17 protein-coding genes are annotated in these 17,453 nt (G+C 40.3%); 2 read left to right on the forward strand and 15 right to left on the reverse strand.

What is annotated here, in order from left to right; all coding sequences use genetic code 11:
- Position 1 precedes the first annotated feature (1 nt).
- Positions 2-784, forward strand: a complete 783-nt coding sequence (locus BQ7314_RS03655; protein WP_174482355.1) for a M48 family metallopeptidase — start codon at positions 2-4, stop codon at positions 782-784.
- Between the two features lie 137 nt (positions 785-921).
- On the opposite strand, the gene BQ7314_RS03660 is transcribed toward BQ7314_RS03655, so the two are convergent.
- The 3 genes from BQ7314_RS03660 to BQ7314_RS03670 all read right to left on the reverse strand — a co-directional run bounded on the left by BQ7314_RS03660 (position 922) and on the right by BQ7314_RS03670 (position 4,844).
- Positions 922-1,275 carry a YkgJ family cysteine cluster protein gene (locus BQ7314_RS03660; RefSeq protein WP_174482356.1) on the reverse strand — a complete coding sequence of 118 codons (354 nt, stop codon included), beginning with the start codon at positions 1,273-1,275 and terminating at the stop codon, positions 922-924.
- Between the two features lie 223 nt (positions 1,276-1,498).
- A complete protein-coding gene (locus BQ7314_RS03665; protein ID WP_174482357.1) occupies positions 1,499-3,124 on the reverse strand; it encodes a GTPase in 1,626 nt (541 codons plus the stop codon).
- Positions 3,105-4,844, reverse strand: a complete 1,740-nt coding sequence (locus BQ7314_RS03670; protein ID WP_174482358.1) for a GTPase domain-containing protein — start codon at positions 4,842-4,844, stop codon at positions 3,105-3,107. The genes BQ7314_RS03665 and BQ7314_RS03670 overlap by 20 nt, the downstream gene beginning before the upstream one ends.
- A gap of 117 nt (positions 4,845-4,961) precedes the next feature.
- Here BQ7314_RS03670 and BQ7314_RS03675 point away from each other — a divergent pair, with 117 nt between their 5' ends.
- Positions 4,962-5,387 carry a hypothetical protein gene (locus tag BQ7314_RS03675; RefSeq protein WP_174482359.1) on the forward strand — a complete coding sequence of 142 codons (426 nt, stop codon included), beginning with the start codon at positions 4,962-4,964 and terminating at the stop codon, positions 5,385-5,387.
- 55 nt (positions 5,388-5,442) lie between these two features.
- Here BQ7314_RS03675 and purL read toward each other — a convergent pair whose 3' ends face one another.
- The 12 genes from purL to BQ7314_RS16060 all read right to left on the reverse strand — a co-directional run bounded on the left by purL (position 5,443) and on the right by BQ7314_RS16060 (position 17,428).
- Positions 5,443-9,312, reverse strand: a complete 3,870-nt coding sequence (gene purL / locus BQ7314_RS03680; protein ID WP_174482360.1) for a phosphoribosylformylglycinamidine synthase — start codon at positions 9,310-9,312, stop codon at positions 5,443-5,445.
- A 135-nt stretch (positions 9,313-9,447) separates the two neighbouring features.
- Positions 9,448-10,023: an outer membrane protein assembly factor BamC gene (gene bamC / locus BQ7314_RS03685; protein ID WP_174482361.1), complete on the reverse strand. Its 576-nt coding sequence runs from the start codon at positions 10,021-10,023 to the stop codon at positions 9,448-9,450.
- A gap of 19 nt (positions 10,024-10,042) precedes the next feature.
- On the reverse strand, positions 10,043-10,918 hold the full coding sequence (gene dapA, locus BQ7314_RS03690) for a 4-hydroxy-tetrahydrodipicolinate synthase (RefSeq protein ID WP_174482362.1): 876 nt from the start codon (positions 10,916-10,918) through the stop codon (positions 10,043-10,045).
- 53 nt (positions 10,919-10,971) lie between these two features.
- Positions 10,972-11,430, reverse strand: a complete 459-nt coding sequence (locus tag BQ7314_RS03695) for a DUF3617 domain-containing protein (protein WP_217423824.1) — start codon at positions 11,428-11,430, stop codon at positions 10,972-10,974.
- A complete protein-coding gene (rsfS, locus tag BQ7314_RS03700; RefSeq protein ID WP_174482364.1) occupies positions 11,387-11,752 on the reverse strand; it encodes a ribosome silencing factor in 366 nt (121 codons plus the stop codon). The genes BQ7314_RS03695 and rsfS overlap by 44 nt, the downstream gene beginning before the upstream one ends.
- A gap of 22 nt (positions 11,753-11,774) precedes the next feature.
- Positions 11,775-12,398 (reverse strand): nicotinate-nucleotide adenylyltransferase, encoded by a 624-nt coding sequence (nadD, locus tag BQ7314_RS03705; RefSeq protein WP_174482365.1) that lies wholly within the window; start codon positions 12,396-12,398, stop codon positions 11,775-11,777.
- Entirely contained in the window at positions 12,398-13,654 is a 1,257-nt protein-coding gene (locus BQ7314_RS03710) for a glutamate-5-semialdehyde dehydrogenase (RefSeq protein ID WP_174482366.1), read from the reverse strand. Before BQ7314_RS03710 ends, nadD begins: the two co-directional genes overlap by 1 nt.
- Before the next feature lie 12 nt (positions 13,655-13,666).
- A complete protein-coding gene (locus BQ7314_RS03715; RefSeq protein ID WP_174482367.1) occupies positions 13,667-14,104 on the reverse strand; it encodes a hypothetical protein in 438 nt (145 codons plus the stop codon).
- Positions 14,101-14,385, reverse strand: coding sequence for a nucleotidyltransferase domain-containing protein (locus tag BQ7314_RS03720; RefSeq protein ID WP_174482368.1), 285 nt, complete (start codon positions 14,383-14,385; stop codon positions 14,101-14,103). Before BQ7314_RS03720 ends, BQ7314_RS03715 begins: the two co-directional genes overlap by 4 nt.
- Positions 14,386-14,424: 39 nt before the next feature.
- Positions 14,425-17,022, reverse strand: coding sequence for a bifunctional aconitate hydratase 2/2-methylisocitrate dehydratase (gene acnB, locus BQ7314_RS03725; RefSeq protein WP_174482369.1), 2,598 nt, complete (start codon positions 17,020-17,022; stop codon positions 14,425-14,427).
- Positions 17,023-17,209: 187 nt separating this feature from the next.
- Positions 17,210-17,347 (reverse strand): hypothetical protein, encoded by a 138-nt coding sequence (locus BQ7314_RS03730; RefSeq protein WP_174482370.1) that lies wholly within the window; start codon positions 17,345-17,347, stop codon positions 17,210-17,212.
- Between the two features lie 3 nt (positions 17,348-17,350).
- Positions 17,351-17,428, reverse strand: a complete 78-nt coding sequence (locus BQ7314_RS16060) for a DUF4160 domain-containing protein (RefSeq protein ID WP_174482385.1) — start codon at positions 17,426-17,428, stop codon at positions 17,351-17,353.
- Positions 17,429-17,453 lie beyond the last annotated feature (25 nt).

The following is a 17,453-nucleotide window of genomic DNA, read 5'->3' on the forward strand; positions in this document are numbered from 1 at the left end:
CATGAAAAAGATTACCCTCTTAATTTATATATTACCTTTATTAACCGCATGCGCAACTAGCCCACTAGGACGTAGTCAGCTAATCTTAATGCCTGACGATGAAATCAACACGATGGGCGTACAAGCTTTCACCCAAATAAAAGAAAAACAGCCTACTAGCAAAAATAAAACAGCCAATGATTTTGTTAACTGTGTTGCCAACGCCTTACTAAAAGAGGTAGGAGGTGACTGGGAGCTTGTTGTCTTTGAAGATAAGACTGCCAATGCCTTCGCCTTGCCTGGCAATAAAATTGGCGTACATACTGGGTTAATTGATTTAGTCGACAATGCTGACCAGTTAGCTGCCGTTATCGGCCATGAGATTGGCCACGTCTTAGCCCACCACGGTAATGAACGCATGTCTCAAGAAATGGCTGTGCAACAAAGCTTATCCATTACGCAAGCTATTTTTGCCCCGACATCCACACTCGGACAAACAGCAATGAGCGCTCTAGGTCTAGGGGCTCAATATGGTGTCGTATTACCCTTTAGTCGTTTACACGAAAGTGAAGCGGATATTATTGGCCTGAATTTAATGGCTCAAGCTGGATTTAACCCTCAAGAAAGTATTAATTTATGGGTAAAAATGGGGCAAGCAAGCGCAGGTCAAAATCCACCTGAATTCATGTCTACTCACCCCACAAGTAGCACCCGCATTAAAGATTTAAAGAAAAATATGCCTCAAGCACTACAAACTCAGAAAGCAGCCATAGCAGCTGGAAAAAGACCTCAGTGTGTAAAATAATAACTTTTAGCAGTCAGCGACTAGTGCAGTAGTCGCCACAAAACTATAAGGCTAGTTAATTTAAAAATAATTTTTAAAAGTAATGTTACACACTTTATTAGCAGTTTCCTCGTCTAAAAATATTTTGGCCCAAATTATTACAGCAAAATTTGACGCGTCTTTCTATGAAAAGCATGAATCTTCTGCTCTATTTTTACATCTATCATCTTATTCGGAGCACAGCCATTAGGGCAAGGTAAGCTTTTCGTCGTGCCAAAAAGACGACAAATTAAAGGGCGCTCTTCATAAACTTCACAACCATGCTCACCTAAATAAGGACAGCTCCACTTTGCTAATGCTTGCTCATGCTCGGCATCACTTTTAGCAGGCAATCTGGCCACTTCATTTGAAGATGCTGTTACGGGGCCACAGCAATCATGGCAACCTGGTGTACAAGCAAATGCTGGAATATTTTTACGAAAAAAGTGGATCTGTAAATCATTTTTAATCATCTATCTTCCTTATTTTCCTATATAAAGGATCTCTGATTGATCATCCACAAGCTTCAGCGACCTTGGAAATATTCTTAAAATTAAATAGCTTGCTTTTATAGGTCGTATATAGCTTACGCCCTATAAAAAGCAATTACTCCAGCCCTGTCTGTTTAAACCCTAAGCTCTACGCCGTCTCCATAACAGCCTACTGAAAAGCCTGAAAATCTACATAATCAGGAAACTACAGTAACATTCGCTCCAAAGGGCTATTTTCCGGCAGCTCAAATAAATTATCATTATCCTCTTGGCAGGCACTCATGATTTTTTCTGCTTGTTGCCGTAAATCCTCTTGAATCTGAGCATTTTGTTTAATCCGTTCAACTACCTCAAGCTCTATACTTTGTAGCGCACCTAGCAAGCCATTACGTAGACCTTTAAGCGCCGCTTTTTCTATTGAGGGTTTAAGCTTTTTCTTTAAGAAATAAGGAAATAACCAAGCTATGGCAATTAACATGGCACTATTAACCGCAAAGTTAACACCGACATAATGAGGTATTTCAGCTAAGCTCGCTTCATAAAACTCAATAAAGACTTGATAGCCCACCCAGCCCATTGCGGCTATTGGCAGAATAATTTCTGCGACAGACGCCACTTTAATAAGTGCGCGCTGAATAACATTACCTGGGTTTATTAGCGCCTTGCGCACCGATAATAAGGTTTTGTCAGCAATCATTTTTTGCGCATTTTCACGCACAGGCTGTATGGCTTGCTTTATGGGAGCAATGGGTAACTCCAACGAATCTGCTTGGATAATTAACGCATCTAAAGCATCTTCTAAACGTGCTTGCGCCCATTTATCCCATAATCCGTGATGTATCTTATGTGATGAGTGGTTATCTAATTCTTTAGCTGATAAGTCACTACTATGTAATGCATAATATTCCGCTAGTTGCTGTAGTGGCAAAGCCATTGCATCAATTAAAAGCCCCTCAAAATTTTGCCATTGTTTACGCCAAAAAGGAATTAACACTTGGCTACTTGCTGGCGAACCGAGTACATCAAGAGCAGAAGCTAAAACTTTACTGAGTTCTGCTTTACGTACTTGCCCACCTCTTAACTCTAATTGCCTAACCGTATTTTCAGTTGCTAATGTTTGCATAGCTGCTTCTAAAGCATTAAATTCGTCTATTTGTGCTAACGTCTTATCTGTAACACAACAAGTTTGATAAACGATAGGATTATTAAAGCCAGCTTTGTGCAATTGATTAATAAAATCCTGATATTGTTCGACCTCACCGCGATCAGATTGATTTAAAACAAATATCCACGCGTGCTTGCCACCTTCAGCAAGTAATAGCTGCCAAGCTTTATTATCACGGTAACGCTCAGGGCTAACAACATAAACAAGAACATCAATATGCGGTAACCATTCTAAAACTAATTGCTGATTGCTTTTCTCTGTACTATCAAAATCAGGCATATCTATCCAGATAATATGCTTTTTACTCGCATCTGAATGTTCCGCAACTTTAATTTTATCTATCGGTAAACGACTGGGTAATTGCGTGATTTTGACACTAGTATGATGAAACAGGGTGACTTCTTTAGACGTTGGTCGAACGACACCGGTACGCGCAATTTCTTGTCCCGCCAAGCGATTCAATAAAGTACTTTTTCCAACGCCGGTTCCACCTAAAAAAGCGATAATTAGAGGCCTGGAACTTGAGCCAGAAAATAATGATTCTGGGGTGCGTGCTTCATAATTCAAAAGATCATGTAACTTAGCTTCTGAAGCCCATGAACGAGTGATAACTTCGGTTGCCCAGCCCTTTGCTTCGGCAACTAAATCAGAGTATTCGTAAGCCATGTGGTTTTATTTTCAGTTGTGCCTCTGCTGTTGCTAATTGTTCAGCAGAAATATTAAAATGAGTAGTTTGAGCCATTTCTTCAGGCAATTTCTGTAATACCTGATGTATGACTTGAGTAAATAAAAGCTCTTTTACGGTATGTAATTGCCTCTGCTTTAATTCAGCCTCAGCTCTATGCAAATAACTACCTACTGCACTTTCTGCTAAATAAGAAGTGACCGATAGCATCGCGGGAGCAATTAATAAATCATGTAAGCCTATACCACCCGCCTGTACGGTTAATGCTAACATGGCAGCATCAGTTGTAACTCGAGTAGCACGTAAACTATTTAAAATAGCAGGGTGCTCTTCCAATTTGGTATACAAACCTTGTGCAGTTGCTTCAATATCTTGTTTAAAATTCTCATGGTAAAGCTCTGTCTTATGCGCAAAATCATCCAGAATAAGCGTCTTATCTTGGCGTAACTGACTATTAATCTGTTTCCACCATTTATTATTACCCTGCACTTGATCAATCTGATCTAAAACTTTGTCACTTACTTGTAGCAATACATGTTCAGCAATTTGTTGTAAAACTTCCGTTTCTTTCGTTTCCGGGTAAGTCGCTTTGCTTACTTTTCCACCGAATGAAAAAATCCTACGCAGCGGCCAAGTTAAAACTTTACGGCTTTGCATTAATACCTTTGCTATGCCCGGTACTTCGAGCAAAGTTAATAATTTAGCTAAAGCATTTTGAAAGGTATCGTAATGCTGCGGATGATCAAGATAATCGCGCTTATAAATGTCCAAAGCATCTTTTAAAGTTTGGCTAATGATTGATTGCCAGTGTGCTTGTGCTTCTATTTCTAATGTAATAGGTGCAACCCATTCCGCCCAGTTTTGGCGAATAAATGCATAGGCAGCTTGATCATAATTTTTCCGCTTTACTTGTTTTATGCTACTCTGTAATAAATCATTTAAACCCGCTTGCTGATTAATTAAATTATGATCTTTAGCAAATAAAATGGGGAATATAGGCGGTGGTGAATCACTTCTTACTTGCTGCCAGCGCTCAATAAATGAATCAATAATTAACTGTTCAGAATCAGCAACCAGTTTATTAATGACCACTAATAAAGATTGATTTAGCGGCTCTAATAAAGCCAAGATATCCCATACTGATTGGTCAGCATATTTTTCTTTACTAACGACTAAGACAAGTACATCAGCTAATGCCAAAGTTTTTAACACGCCCTCTTTATAACTTTGTGCATCGATTGAATCAAAATCAGGTGTATCCCAAAGCATACAACCCGATAACTGCGCTGAACTAATAGGCGTAAGTGAATAGCTATTGTATTTCTCTGGGCTTAAAGAAAATTGCTCGACTTTCTGAAATCCAGAAAAATGTTCAGCAACTTCAATGAGGGCATCATTAGATAAATCAGCCGAAAAAGCTTGCGGATGCACGGTAAACCCTGCTAATGGACTTACACCAGCAGCCTCTTGATTAAGTAGTAAATTAACCAAGGTACTTTTTCCAGATTGTGTAGGACCAATAACAGCAATATGTAAAGGATGCATTTTGTTATTAATTAAGTGCCCTTTATGTAAAAAAGCCTCGATTAATATTAACTGCTCAATACACTCCTGATAATGACTCCATTGTATACTTTGCTGCACTAAACCTAATTGAATAGTTTGATAACGCTGTTTTAAGGTACTAATAAATTCGAGCATGAATAGTTGCTTATGTATATAATTACTTAGTAATTTAGTCGGTTGAAATCATCTCATACAGAGACACTTCAGCTATTTATTATGATAACAATAAAAACACATAACGAGGATGTCTATATGCGTATACTTTCAATCATTATTATTTCAGTGAGTATTTTACTATCAACGGGCTGTAGTAAAGGCAGTCAAATTAATGGGCGTAGCTTTAAGACGGCTTTAAGATCCGTTAAAATGCTTAAAGATCGTTTACCACAAGAGCAAAGAGTCGCCTTTGAGCTTTCATTCTGGGCAATCCGTGATCAATACAAAAATAATATTTCTGAATTCCTTGATCAAGTCGATGGTAAAAGCCCTGAAGCACTGATTGAATCAGGAAAAGCCGTTTTTGAAAAACGCAAACAAGAAGGTTTTAAGGAGTATCAGCAATATGCAACTTGGGATGATATGATTAGAAAATACACCCAAGAGCGTATGGATCAATTATCTAAAAAACAAAAAAGAGATCCTAGAGATAAAGACAACAGCGTACTTTACGAATTATAACAACACATCAAGAAGCGCTCTCATTATAAATGAGAGCGCTCTTTTAATTTAAGTTTTATCCCACCCAAACTCGTGCATTTCTAAACATTCTTAACCATGCACCATCTTCCTTCCAATCACTTGGTTGCCATGAATTTTGTATCTTTCTAAAACAACGCTCAGGATGGGGCATCATAATCGTAAATCGACCATCTGCTGTCGTTAAGCCGGTAATTCCCTCGGGCGAACCATTTGGATTCATGGGGAAATCAGTCGTTTCTACACCATAATTATCAATATAGTTTAAAGCAACCAAAGCTTGCTGTTGATTGCTTTCTGTAAACTCAGCACGCCCCTCACCATGTGCAATCACTACTGGAATTTTCGATCCAGCCATACCTTTAAGTAAAATAGATGGCGAGTCTTGAACCTTAACCATCGCAACACGCGCTTCAAATTGCTCCGAAGTATTACGCATAAATTTTGGCCAATGTTCAGCGCCTGGAATCAATTCTTTTAACCCCGATAACATTTGACAACCGTTACATACGCCTAAACCAAAAGTATCAGCACGTTGGAAAAAGTCAGAGAATTCAGCGCGTGCACGCTTATTAAATAATATCGATTTAGCCCAGCCGCCGCCCGCGCCTAAAACATCACCATAAGAAAAGCCACCACAGGCGACTAAGCCAACGAAATCTTTTAAGCTCACACGGCCACTGATAATATCAGTCATATGTACATCAACACTGGCAAAACCTGCCTTATCGAAAGCCGCTGCCATTTCTACATGACCATTAACGCCCTGCTCTCTTAAAATCGCCACTCGTGGACGTACACTAGCAAAAGGCGCAACAATGTTTTCCTGTACATCAAAGCTTAAACTAGCCGTTAAACCAGGGTCTTTATTATCAGTAATGCGCTCAAATTGTTGTTTTGCACATTCTGGGTTATCACGTAAAGCCTGCATACGGTAACTGACTTCTGACCAAGTTTGCTGCATTTCTGTACGACTTGCGGAATACATCGTTTCGCCATCATAACTAACAGTCAACTGTTGTGCTTCTTCTGTTACCCAACCAATAATATGCGTACAAGCTTCTAATCCAGCAGCTTCTAAAACATCTAATACGGCATCGCAATCCTCTTGCTTAACCTGTATGACTGCGCCTAGCTCTTCATTAAATAAAGCTGCAAGCGGATCATTGCCTAAACGATCTAATTCAATTTCTGCTCCTTTACGACCTGCAAAAATCATTTCCGCAACAGTCGCTAATAAGCCGCCATCAGAACGATCATGATAAGCCAGTAATTTATCATCGCTGTTCAGAGCTTGAATACTATTGAATAAGGATTTTAATAGCGACGCATCATCCAAGTCAGGTACTTCATTGCCCATCTGCTGATACACTTGCGCTAATACCGAACCACCTAAACGATTTTTCCCCTGCCCTAAATCAATCAATATTAAGACACTGTCTTCATTCTTTAATTCAGGTGTTAACGTTCTAGTAATATCCGTTACTGGGGCAAAAGCAGTAATGATTAAGGATAAAGGAGAAGTCATTACTTTTTCTTTGCCCTCATCCTGCCAAACCGTTTTCATCGATAAAGAATCTTTACCGACCGGAATAGCAATACCTAATTCTGGACAGACTTCCATGCCGACTGTTTTTACTGTATCAAATAGCGCGGCATCTTCGCCCTCACTACCTGCGGCAGCCATCCAGTTAGCCGAAATTTTAATTTTATTGAGTGACTCTATACTAGCTGCCGCTAAATTAGTTAATGATTCTGCAATTGCCATACGGCCAGAAGCTGGCGCATTAACGACCGCTAACGGCGTACGTTCACCCATCGCCATTGCTTCGCCGGTTATTGACTGAAAGCCTGTTGCTGTAACAGCAACATCAGCTACCGGAACCTGCCAAGGGCCGACCATTTGATCTCTAACGACTAAACCAGTCACTGAACGATCACCGATATGAATTAAGAAACTTTTATCCGCGACAGCGGGAAAAGATAAAACACGTTTAACGGCTTCTTTTAAATCCAACCCGGAAAAATCCAAATCTTTTTGTTTGACCTTTACATGCTGTACATCACGATGTAATTTAGGCGAACTGCCAAATAAAACCGACATCGGAATATCAACAGGGCTATTGCCAAATAACTCATCTGTTAGCGTTAAATGCTCTTCATTTGTTGCTTCACCAATCACTGCATATAAGCAATGTTCGCGCTGACAAAAAGATTCAAATAGCTCTAAAGACTCAGGTTTAATAGCAACCACATAACGTTCTTGTGCTTCATTGCACCATATCTGCATCGGTGACATACCTTTATCGTCATTATTCACCTTACGCAATTCAAATCGACCGCCGCGCTCACAATCATGGATAATTTCAGGTACGGCATTAGATAAGCCACCTGCACCGATATCATGAATGGAAACAATAGGTGTTTCATTGCCCAAAGAATTACAGTGATTAATAACCTCTTGGCAACGACGCTCCATTTCTGGGTTTTCGCGCTGTACTGAAGCAAAATCTAATTCTGCAGCACTTTCCCCTGACGTTTGTGAAGAGGCAGCACTACCACCTAAACCAATTAACATCGCAGGACCACCGAGAATAATAATCAGTGAACCGGCTGGAATTGGGTGTTTATCGACCAACATGGGGCGAATATTGCCCATACCCCCAGCAATCATAATCGGTTTATGATAGCCGCTTAATTTTTCGCCTTGGCTACCTTCAACGAGCTGTTCAAAACTACGAAAATAACCCGCAATATTCGGGCGGCCAAATTCATTATTAAACGCCGCGCCACCTATCGGGCCATCAAGCATAATCTCTAAAGCAGAAGCAATACGTTCTGGCTTACCAAAATCTTGCTCCCAAGGCTGAATAAGACTAGGAATTTTTAAATGCGAAACCGTAAAACCAGTCAAACCTGCTTTAGTTGCAGAGCCACGTCCTGTTGCACCTTCATCACGAATTTCTCCCCCTGAGCCTGTTGCTGCCCCCGAATACGGAGCAATCGCAGTAGGATGATTATGTGTTTCCACTTTCATTAATAAATGGGCATCTTCTTGCGTATAGGCATATTCTCCCGTTTTAGCATTGCGCATAAATACTGCCGCATTGGATCCTTCAGCAACCGAGGCATTATCACTATAAGCTGACAAAATGCCTTCAGGATTTTTCTCTGCTGTATGACGAATCATACTAAATAAAGATTTTGCCTGATCTACACCATCAATTGTCCAGCTGGCATTAAAGATTTTATGACGGCAATGCTCAGAGTTTGCTTGAGCGAACATCATTAATTCCACATCACTAGGGTTACGCCCTAAAGCTTGAAAGCGGTCTGCTAAATAATCAATTTCATCAGTAGATAAAGCCAGACCTAAAGTGCTATTGGCTTGCACTAACGCGTCTTTTCCTTGTTCGATAACGGCAACTGTTTCTAAAGGTAGAGGCTCATGATGAGCAAATAATTCAACACTATCAATATCTGTCATAATCGATTGCGTCATACGATCATGTACTAATGCATAAATTTGTTTTAGTTTGTTAGCATCAATAGTAGCACTTGCATAGAGAGTATATTCGACACCGCGCTCTAAACGCTCAACACAAGTCAAGCCACAACGTCGGGCAATTTCTGTCGCTTTACTCGACCAAGGTGAAATAGTGCCTGAACGAGGCACAACCCAAAAAGTAACTATGCTAGATTTATCAATGCTACCAGCCTTCGATCCATAAGCTAATAATTGCTGCAAAATAGCATCTTGTTCAGCATTAATCTCAGCATCCATTTCAACAAAGTGCATATACAATGCAGAAATATCACTAATATTTGAGTCTATCGCTTGTACATCAGCTAATAATTTTTGAATTCTAAATGTTGATAATGCGGAAGTTCCGGAAATTCTAAGCATATAAAAGGTGTGTTTTATGAAGTATTCAAGTGATAGGTAAAGTGCGCCCCTCGACAATGAGGGGCGCTATCAGCAACATTCTACTTAGCGTGCAAAGTGTCACTTTACATTCTGATGCAGAGCAACAAAATGAGTTTAATCTGTTGCAAAATCCTTTTTTATCGTATCAAACAATAAATTTAACAAATGCAAACCATTGCCTTCTGATAAATTATTACCTTCTTCATCTCGGACAAAAATGCGGGTGCCTTGCTCGCTTTGCTGTAAAAAAACTTGATACGGTTTTTCTTGATTCGGGTCATCGCCAAAGAAAAAAACTAATTCATCCCAAAAAGATCCATCTTTAACATCCTGCACATTTTGGTCATATTGCACATAATAAGTTGCAGTAGAGCGAATTTTATCGGTGATTTCAATTGAACGCTCTGTTAAAGCCTTGCCAGTAACACGCCAAACATGAGCAAAAGAAGAATTAATCAGTAAATAGCTACCTTCGTTGTCTTGAATGAATTCAACCGTATTCGTTAAAGCGCTAGGTGTTGTGTCTATAGGTAATGGATCAGCACTTTGCTCTTCTGATAAATTGGGTGGCATTTCTAATGCAGCAATTTCTTTACTATAAATATAGTCTTTTTCTTTATCAGGAAAGAATGAACTACAGGCCGTCACTAAAGTGACCGAAAAAATAAGACTAATTTTACTGAGTTTCATGCCACTTATTAAAGAGAGATTAAAGGACATGCGCTTGCTTCATAGCCTTGCGCACTTTATCGACACAATCTTCAGTTAACCACGTTAACGGTAAACGTATCCCTTTACTGGTTAAGCCCATCTCAGCAACGGCCCATTTAACCGGAATGGGGTTGGATTGAATAAATAAGTATTTATGTAGGCCTTTCAGCAAGGCATCAACACTGGTTGCCGTTTCACGGTCGCCATTCATTGCCGCCGTAATCATTTCATGCACTAAACGGGGGGCAACATTACCAGAAACAGTAATCGTACCATTACCACCTAATAAGCAAAATTCACAACTACTGGCATCGTCGCCGGTATAAATAGCGAATTCATTCCCGCATAACTCACGAATAACCGTCACCCTTGATAAATCACCCGTTGCCTCCTTGACGCCTACAATATTTTTAATTTTTGCCAAGCGGCCAACAGTTTCAGGCAACATGTCACAAGCGGTACGCCCAGGCACATTATATAAAATTTGTGGAATATCGACTGCTTCAGCAATCGCTTTATAGTGCAGGTACAAACCTTCTTGAGTCGGCTTATTGTAATAAGGCGTAACCAATAAACAGGCATTGGCACCGACTTCTTTTGCAGCTTGTGTTAGTGCTATCGCTTCAGAGGTAGAATTAGCCCCCGTTCCAGCAATAACAGGAATACGCCCTGCTACATATTGGATAACTGACTTGACCACATCCATGTGTTCTTGTTCATTTAAGGTAGCAGATTCCCCCGTCGTTCCCATGGAAACGATAGCATCAGTTCCTTGCTCTATATGAAACTCTACCAATTTTTTTAGGCTATCCTTATCTATATCACCGTTATCAAACATGGGGGTGACTAACGCTACGATACTACCTTGAATCATGAAACACTCTCGAAATTGTAAGAACGATAACTAAAGACTATTATAGAACAATACTACTGGCATTTCCCTAGATAACGCCCTGTGATTTTTGTTTGTATAGCCATTGCACCTTGCGGTGCCCCTGACATAGTCATATCAAATGTACCGGAAAAACTAGTTTTCTGATACTGGATTTTCCCCAAGCCCTGCATTTTCATGCCTTCTTGCTCACAATTCATAGACCAACGTACTTGGTTATTTTGTATATCCAAGTCATGCATCTGACAATTATTCTGCTGCAAGATATTCTCAGGGCTCATACTCTGTTTAGTAAAACACTGCTGCATAGTCATTGCAGGTATTTTCATTGGCATTGCAGCCATACTCACCTGGGAGCTTACTTCCCACAAACCTTCCTTAATATCAGGTGTTTGTGAAAATGCAGGGGGTATATTTAAAGGTAATAACAACAATACTAAACTACATTTTTTAGTCTTCTTCATCGTCATATCCATTTTCTTCGGGTTGTGCATTTTCCACACTCCACAATTTTTCTAATTGATAAAACTCGCGTGACTGAGCCGTCATAACATGTAAAATCACATCACCTAAATCAACTAAAACCCATTCAGAATCTTGGCCGCCTTCAACCCCTAAAGGCATTACGCCCTGTTCCTTTAGTGCTAAAGTTACATATTCACATAAAGCTTTACTGTGGCGCGCTGAAGTTCCTGTGGCAATCACCATATAATCAGTAAAACTCGTTTTTCCAATTACATCAATTGTGACTATATTTTCAGCCTTACGCTCATCTAAGACTTTAGTCACAATCGCTAATAATTTTTCCGCTTGCATTCAATTTCCTTTATTCTGTTTTTCAGGCTTTATAGAGTTGTTTCGCCTGTATATATTCAATAACCGCTTCAGGCAATAAAAAACTCGGATTTCTGTGCATTGCAAAGGTTTGCCGAATAAATGTTGCTGAAATCTCTAGTTGCGTCACCTGTTGAAAATAGATTTTACCACTCGCACAGGATTTTAACGAATGCTTATCATTAACTAGCCTATCTGCATAGAATTTTACCAAACTTTTCGGCTTAAAGGCAGGGCGCGTTATGACCACAATATGCGCATAATCAAATAAAGCCTGCCACCGATGCCAACTTGATAAACCATTAAAAGCATCGGTCCCCATAAATAGAAATAACGGTCTATCAGACTTGATTTCAGCACGAATAGATGCCAACGTATCAACCATATAAGAGGGGCCAGCTCGCTCTAGTTCCCGCGTATCAATCTGTAGTTGTGGCACTGCCTGTATTGCTAACTGTAACATTTGTACACGCATAGAGGCACTCACTTCAGGCTTATTGCGATGTGCAGGCTGAGAGCATGGCACTAAACGCAACTCATCTAAAGCAAAAACCTCACTAACCTCTATCGCTGCACGTAAATGCCCATAATGTATCGGATTAAACGTCCCCCCATAAATACCTAACATTATTGACGGATATGGCCATCCCCTAAAACAACATATTTCAAGCTTGTTAAGCCTTCTAGACCCACTGGCCCGCGGGCATGTAATTTATCCGTACTAATACCAATTTCTGCACCTAAACCATACTCAAATCCATCAGCAAAGCGTGTAGATGCATTGATCATCACCGAACTCGAATCTACCTCACGCAAAAAACGACGCGCTAAAGTATAGTTTTCGGTCACGATAGACTCAGTATGCCCTGAGCTAAATTGATTAATATGCGCCATTGCTTCATCAATATCAGTAACCACTTTAATTGATAGCACGGGAGCTAAATATTCAGTTGCCCAGTCTTCTTCAGTCGCACGCACACAACCAGGAATGATAGAACAGGTCTTTAAACAACCGCGCAACTCCACACCTGATTTTTTATATAACACTGCTAATTTAGGTAATACTTGTGTAGCAACTGATTCAGCTACCAATAATGTCTCCATTGCATTACATACGCCATACCGATGCGTTTTGGCATTGACGGCAATATTAACTGCTTTTTCTATATCCGCCGCACCATCAATATAGACATGGCAAATACCATCTAAATGCTTAATAACCGCAATAGTAGCTTCTTTAGAAATGCGCTCAATCAAGCTTTTACCACCACGAGGCACGATGACATCAACATAGTCATTCATGCTAATTAATTCACCCACCGCTGCTCTATCAGTAGTTTCCACAACTTGTACGGCAGTCACAGGCAGACCTGCTTGCTCCAAGCCTTGAGCCACACATTGAGCAATGGCTTTATTAGAATGAATCGACTCTGAGCCACCGCGCAAAATGCAGGCATTACCTGATTTCAAACATAAGGCCGCCGCATCAACAGTCACATTAGGTCGTGACTCATAAATAATTCCAATCACCCCCAAAGGCACGCGCATTTGCCCCACTTGAATACCGCTAGGACGGTATTTCAAATCAGTCATAGCGCCCACGGGATCAGGCAAAGCCGCCACTTCATTTAAACCATCAATCATCGCTTGAATTCTAGCAGGCGTTAATTCTAATCGATCTAACAAAGCCGCATCTAAACCTTTTTCTTTACCCGCTTGTAAATCTTTAGCATTTTCCTCTGCTAATAAAGCCGTATTATTTTTTAATTGCTCTGCAATCGCCAATAAAGCTGCATTTTTTTGCCCTGACTCAGCGCGACTGACTTCCCGACCTGCCGTTTTTGCCTGTTGACCTAAAGAGGTCATGTATTCTTTTATATTCACTGTCTTTTCCAATTATCTATTAACTTTTTCAACATGAGCTAAAGTATTCCGCCCTATGGCAATCAACTCTGGTGCCGTCCTTAGCACATCTGAAAATACACTTTGCAAAGCCTCATCCAAATATTCATGCACAATTTCATTACGAATATCCTTGATCTGCCTAATCGATTCAATATCCTCAAATAGCCCGCGCTTATGCGCATGATTAACCACATCAATTAATGTGCCTTGGTTTTCAAATTCAACATCATCAAGGCAACGAAAGACTTTACGCACTAAAAAATCAATTGTACGCGCATAACGACTACATAGATTTGCAAACTGATTAAATTGCTCGATACTAAAATGTTCTGGCTTAGATAAGTCTTTCACTTGCTGATAAGAGTAATCTAGCCAAAAAAGTTGTTTTTCTAAAGCAACACTGAGCTCCTGTAAATAAGCACGACTCATAATTGAACCGCCGTAGGCTTTATCATATTAATAAACGTCTGATTTTCAATGCCTGTATCTAAAACCAAGTCCATTTTCTGTTCGCCAAAAACACCAAAAAATTGCCAGCGAATTTTACGTAAATCTTGTTTTGTTAAAATACTTGACTCAATTAATAAGTCAATATCACCGCCGCGTTTAGCATCATCGATTCGACTACCGAACAAATAGATACGCGCATCAGCATCAAGTGACAATACGCTGTTTTTTATCGTATCAATTTCTTTATGGGTTAAACGCATAATGAATTAAAGGTGGGCAAAAAAACTGCCCACTCTGCATTACTCTACTTCTACCGCATCCGCTTTATCTTGATAGCTTTTAATCTGATCAAAATTTAAATAACGATACGTATCTTCAGCTGTTTCATTAATCTTGTTCACGTAAGACATATACTCTTCATAAGTTGGAATTTTACCCAAAATAGAACACACTGCAGCTAACTCCGCAGAGCCTAAATAGACATTAGCATTATTACCTAAGCGGTTCGGAAAGTTACGTGTGGAAGTCGAAACCACGGTTGCATTATCTGCAACACGCGCTTGATTACCCATACATAAAGAACAACCTGGCATTTCCATACGTGCGCCTGATTTACCAAAGGTACTGTAATAACCTTCTTCAATTAACTGTTCTTGATCCATTTTAGTGGGTGGTGACACCCAAAGCTGCGTAGGCAAACGCCCTGCTTCTTTTTCTAATAATTTACCAGCGGCACGGAAATGCCCGATATTGGTCATACATGACCCCAAGAACACTTCGTCAATTTTAGTACCCGCAATATCTGCTAGTGTTTTCACATCATCAGGGTCATTCGGGCAAGCCATAATTGGCTCTTTGATTGTGTTCAAATCAATTTCGATAATTTCAAAATATTCTGCATCCGCATCGGGAGCCATTAATTCAGGTTTGGCAACCCATGCCTGCATTTCTTTAATTCGACGTTCAATGGTACGTGCATCACCATAGCCTTCAGCAATCATCCATTTCAATAGTGTGATATTAGAATTAATATATTCACGAATCGGCGCATCACCTAAGCGGATCGTACAACCTGCGGCAGAACGCTCTGCTGAAGCATCCGATAACTCAAACGCTTGCTCTACCTTTAAATCAGGTAAGCCTTCAATCTCTAAAATACGACCTGAGAAGACGTTTTTCTTGCCTTTTTTCTCAACCGTTAATAAACCTTTTTCAATCGCTGCTAAAGGAATTGCATTAACTAAATCACGTAAGGTAATGCCAGCTTGCATTTCTCCTGTAAAACGTACTAAAACCGATTCAGGCATATCTAAAGGCATGACACCTGTTGCCGCTGCAAACGCCACTAAACCAGAGCCTGCAGGAAAGGAAATGCCAATAGGGAAACGTGTATGTGAATCCCCCCCAGTACCCACAGTATCCGGTAATAACATGCGGTTTAACCAAGAGTGGATAATGCCGTCACCTGGACGTAAAGCCACACCGCCACGGTTCATAATAAAATCAGGCAAGCTGTGCTGCATCGCGACATCAATGGGTTTTGGATACGCTGCAGTATGACAAAAAGACTGTAGCACTAAATCGGCCGAAAAACCTAAACAGGCTAAATCCTTTAATTCATCACGCGTCATCGGCCCCGTCGTATCTTGAGAACCGACTGTGGTCATATGAGGCTCACAATAAGTATTTGGCCTTACGCCAGTCACACCGCAGGCTTTACCCACTATTTTTTGCGCTAAAGTAAAGCCTTTATTATTTTGTGCTTCATCCTTTGGTCTACGAAAAACACGAGAAGCATCCAAACCGAGTGCTTTACGCGCACGATCTGTTAAGCCACGTCCAATAATTAATGGAATACGCCCACCTGCACGCACTTCATCTAGTAAAATATCAGTTTTTAATGCAAACTCACAGATCACATTCCCCGTGTCATGATTTTTTACCACACCTTGGTAAGGGTAAATATCAATCACATCACCCATTGCCATGTTCTCAACATCGCATTCAAACGGTAAGGCACCTGAATCTTCCATGGTGTTAAAGAAAATCGGTGCAATTTTGCCACCAATACAGACACCGCCGGCGCGTTTATTTGGCACATAAGGAATATCGTCCCCAGTAAACCAAAGTACCGAGTTAGTTGCTGATTTACGTGAAGATCCCGTGCCAACGACATCACCTACATAAGCAACAGGAAAGCCTTTTTCTTTTAATTCATTAATTTGTTGCTCAGTATTAGTAATCCCTTCACGCGGTATTTTTAACATGGCTTGCGCATGCAGAGGAATATCAGGGCGCGACCACGCATCCGGTGCAGGTGATAAATCGTCCGTATTTGTTTCACCGGTCACTTTAAATACGGTTACTGTTAACTTTTCCGGCACTTCAGGCTTGCTCGTAAACCATTCTGCATCCGCCCAAGATTGTACGACCTGTTGAGCAAAGGTATTACCCGCTTGCGCTTTTTCTTGAACATCATGAAAGGCATCAAATACCAATAAAGTATGTGCTAAGGCATTAGCTGCAATAGGTGCTAGCGTATCATTATCTAATAGCTCGATCAGTGGAGTGATATTATACCCCCCCAGCATTGTCCCCAATAATTCAGTTGCTCGTGCTGCATCTAAAATAGGCGAGCTAACTTCACCTTTCGCCACAGCGGCTAAAAAGCCAGCCTTAACATAAGCGGCTTCATCCACACCCGCAGGCACACGGTTGGTTAATAAATCCAGCAGAAACTCTTCTTCACCTGCTGGCGGTTGTTTAATTAACTCAACAATGGCAGCAACTTGGTCTGCATTTAAAGGTTGCGGAACAACACCCATTTTTGCTCTTTCTGCTACATGCTCACGGTATTGTGCTAATACTTCAGTTGCTTTTATTGTATTTTCGGTCATTCAATCACACCCTTGTTAATTTTAAGAATTGTTTATCTATCCTGGACAGTGAGACATCAAGGTTATATATTTTAAGCCGCTTTAGAGTGCTCACTACTGGGCTTTAGCCCATAAGCATAACGGTATAAAGTCTTAGGCTCTATATCAACATACCCCTTATTAAACTCCAGACATCCCCATTCTAGGTTTATTGTGCGGTTTTTAATTCATTCAAAGCAACATATGTGCCGATCAGCGCCTTTAAATCGACACCTTTACTTTCACCGTTGGCAAAGAATAAGGTAAAACAATAATCTTGCTGATAAATAAATTTAACTAATTTCATCATTCACTCCATAACCGCTTCATATTCACCATACTTTATATGAATATGTCGTGGTGGGTGCTCTCGGTCAAGCAAATACATTCTGATAATGATCCCATAAAAACCG

It is taken from the genome of methanotrophic endosymbiont of Bathymodiolus puteoserpentis (Logatchev) (genome assembly GCF_900128525.1).
In the GTDB taxonomy this organism is placed as follows: domain Bacteria; phylum Pseudomonadota; class Gammaproteobacteria; order Methylococcales; family Methylomonadaceae; genus Methyloprofundus.

Excerpts from the sequence above, each read along its gene's own strand:
- BQ7314_RS03655 (WP_174482355.1), top strand. The coding sequence starts at position 2 with ATGAAAAAGATTACCCTCTTAATTTATATATTACCTTTATTAACCGCA.
- BQ7314_RS03660 (WP_174482356.1), bottom strand. The coding sequence starts at position 1,275 with ATGATTAAAAATGATTTACAGATCCACTTTTTTCGTAAAAATATTCCA.
- BQ7314_RS03665 (WP_174482357.1), bottom strand. The coding sequence starts at position 3,124 with ATGGCTTACGAATACTCTGATTTAGTTGCCGAAGCAAAGGGCTGGGCA.
- BQ7314_RS03670 (WP_174482358.1), bottom strand. The coding sequence starts at position 4,844 with ATGCTCGAATTTATTAGTACCTTAAAACAGCGTTATCAAACTATTCAA.
- BQ7314_RS03675 (WP_174482359.1), top strand. The coding sequence starts at position 4,962 with ATGCGTATACTTTCAATCATTATTATTTCAGTGAGTATTTTACTATCA.
- purL (WP_174482360.1), bottom strand. The coding sequence starts at position 9,312 with ATGCTTAGAATTTCCGGAACTTCCGCATTATCAACATTTAGAATTCAA.
- bamC (WP_174482361.1), bottom strand. The coding sequence starts at position 10,023 with ATGAAACTCAGTAAAATTAGTCTTATTTTTTCGGTCACTTTAGTGACG.
- dapA (WP_174482362.1), bottom strand. The coding sequence starts at position 10,918 with ATGATTCAAGGTAGTATCGTAGCGTTAGTCACCCCCATGTTTGATAAC.
- BQ7314_RS03695 (WP_217423824.1), bottom strand. The coding sequence starts at position 11,430 with ATGCACAACCCGAAGAAAATGGATATGACGATGAAGAAGACTAAAAAA.
- rsfS (WP_174482364.1), bottom strand. The coding sequence starts at position 11,752 with ATGCAAGCGGAAAAATTATTAGCGATTGTGACTAAAGTCTTAGATGAG.
- nadD (WP_174482365.1), bottom strand. The coding sequence starts at position 12,398 with ATGTTAGGTATTTATGGGGGGACGTTTAATCCGATACATTATGGGCAT.
- BQ7314_RS03715 (WP_174482367.1), bottom strand. The coding sequence starts at position 14,104 with ATGAGTCGTGCTTATTTACAGGAGCTCAGTGTTGCTTTAGAAAAACAA.
- BQ7314_RS03720 (WP_174482368.1), bottom strand. The coding sequence starts at position 14,385 with ATGCGTTTAACCCATAAAGAAATTGATACGATAAAAAACAGCGTATTG.
- acnB (WP_174482369.1), bottom strand. The coding sequence starts at position 17,022 with ATGACCGAAAATACAATAAAAGCAACTGAAGTATTAGCACAATACCGT.
- BQ7314_RS03730 (WP_174482370.1), bottom strand. The coding sequence starts at position 17,347 with ATGAAATTAGTTAAATTTATTTATCAGCAAGATTATTGTTTTACCTTA.
- BQ7314_RS16060 (WP_174482385.1), bottom strand. The coding sequence starts at position 17,428 with ATGTATTTGCTTGACCGAGAGCACCCACCACGACATATTCATATAAAG.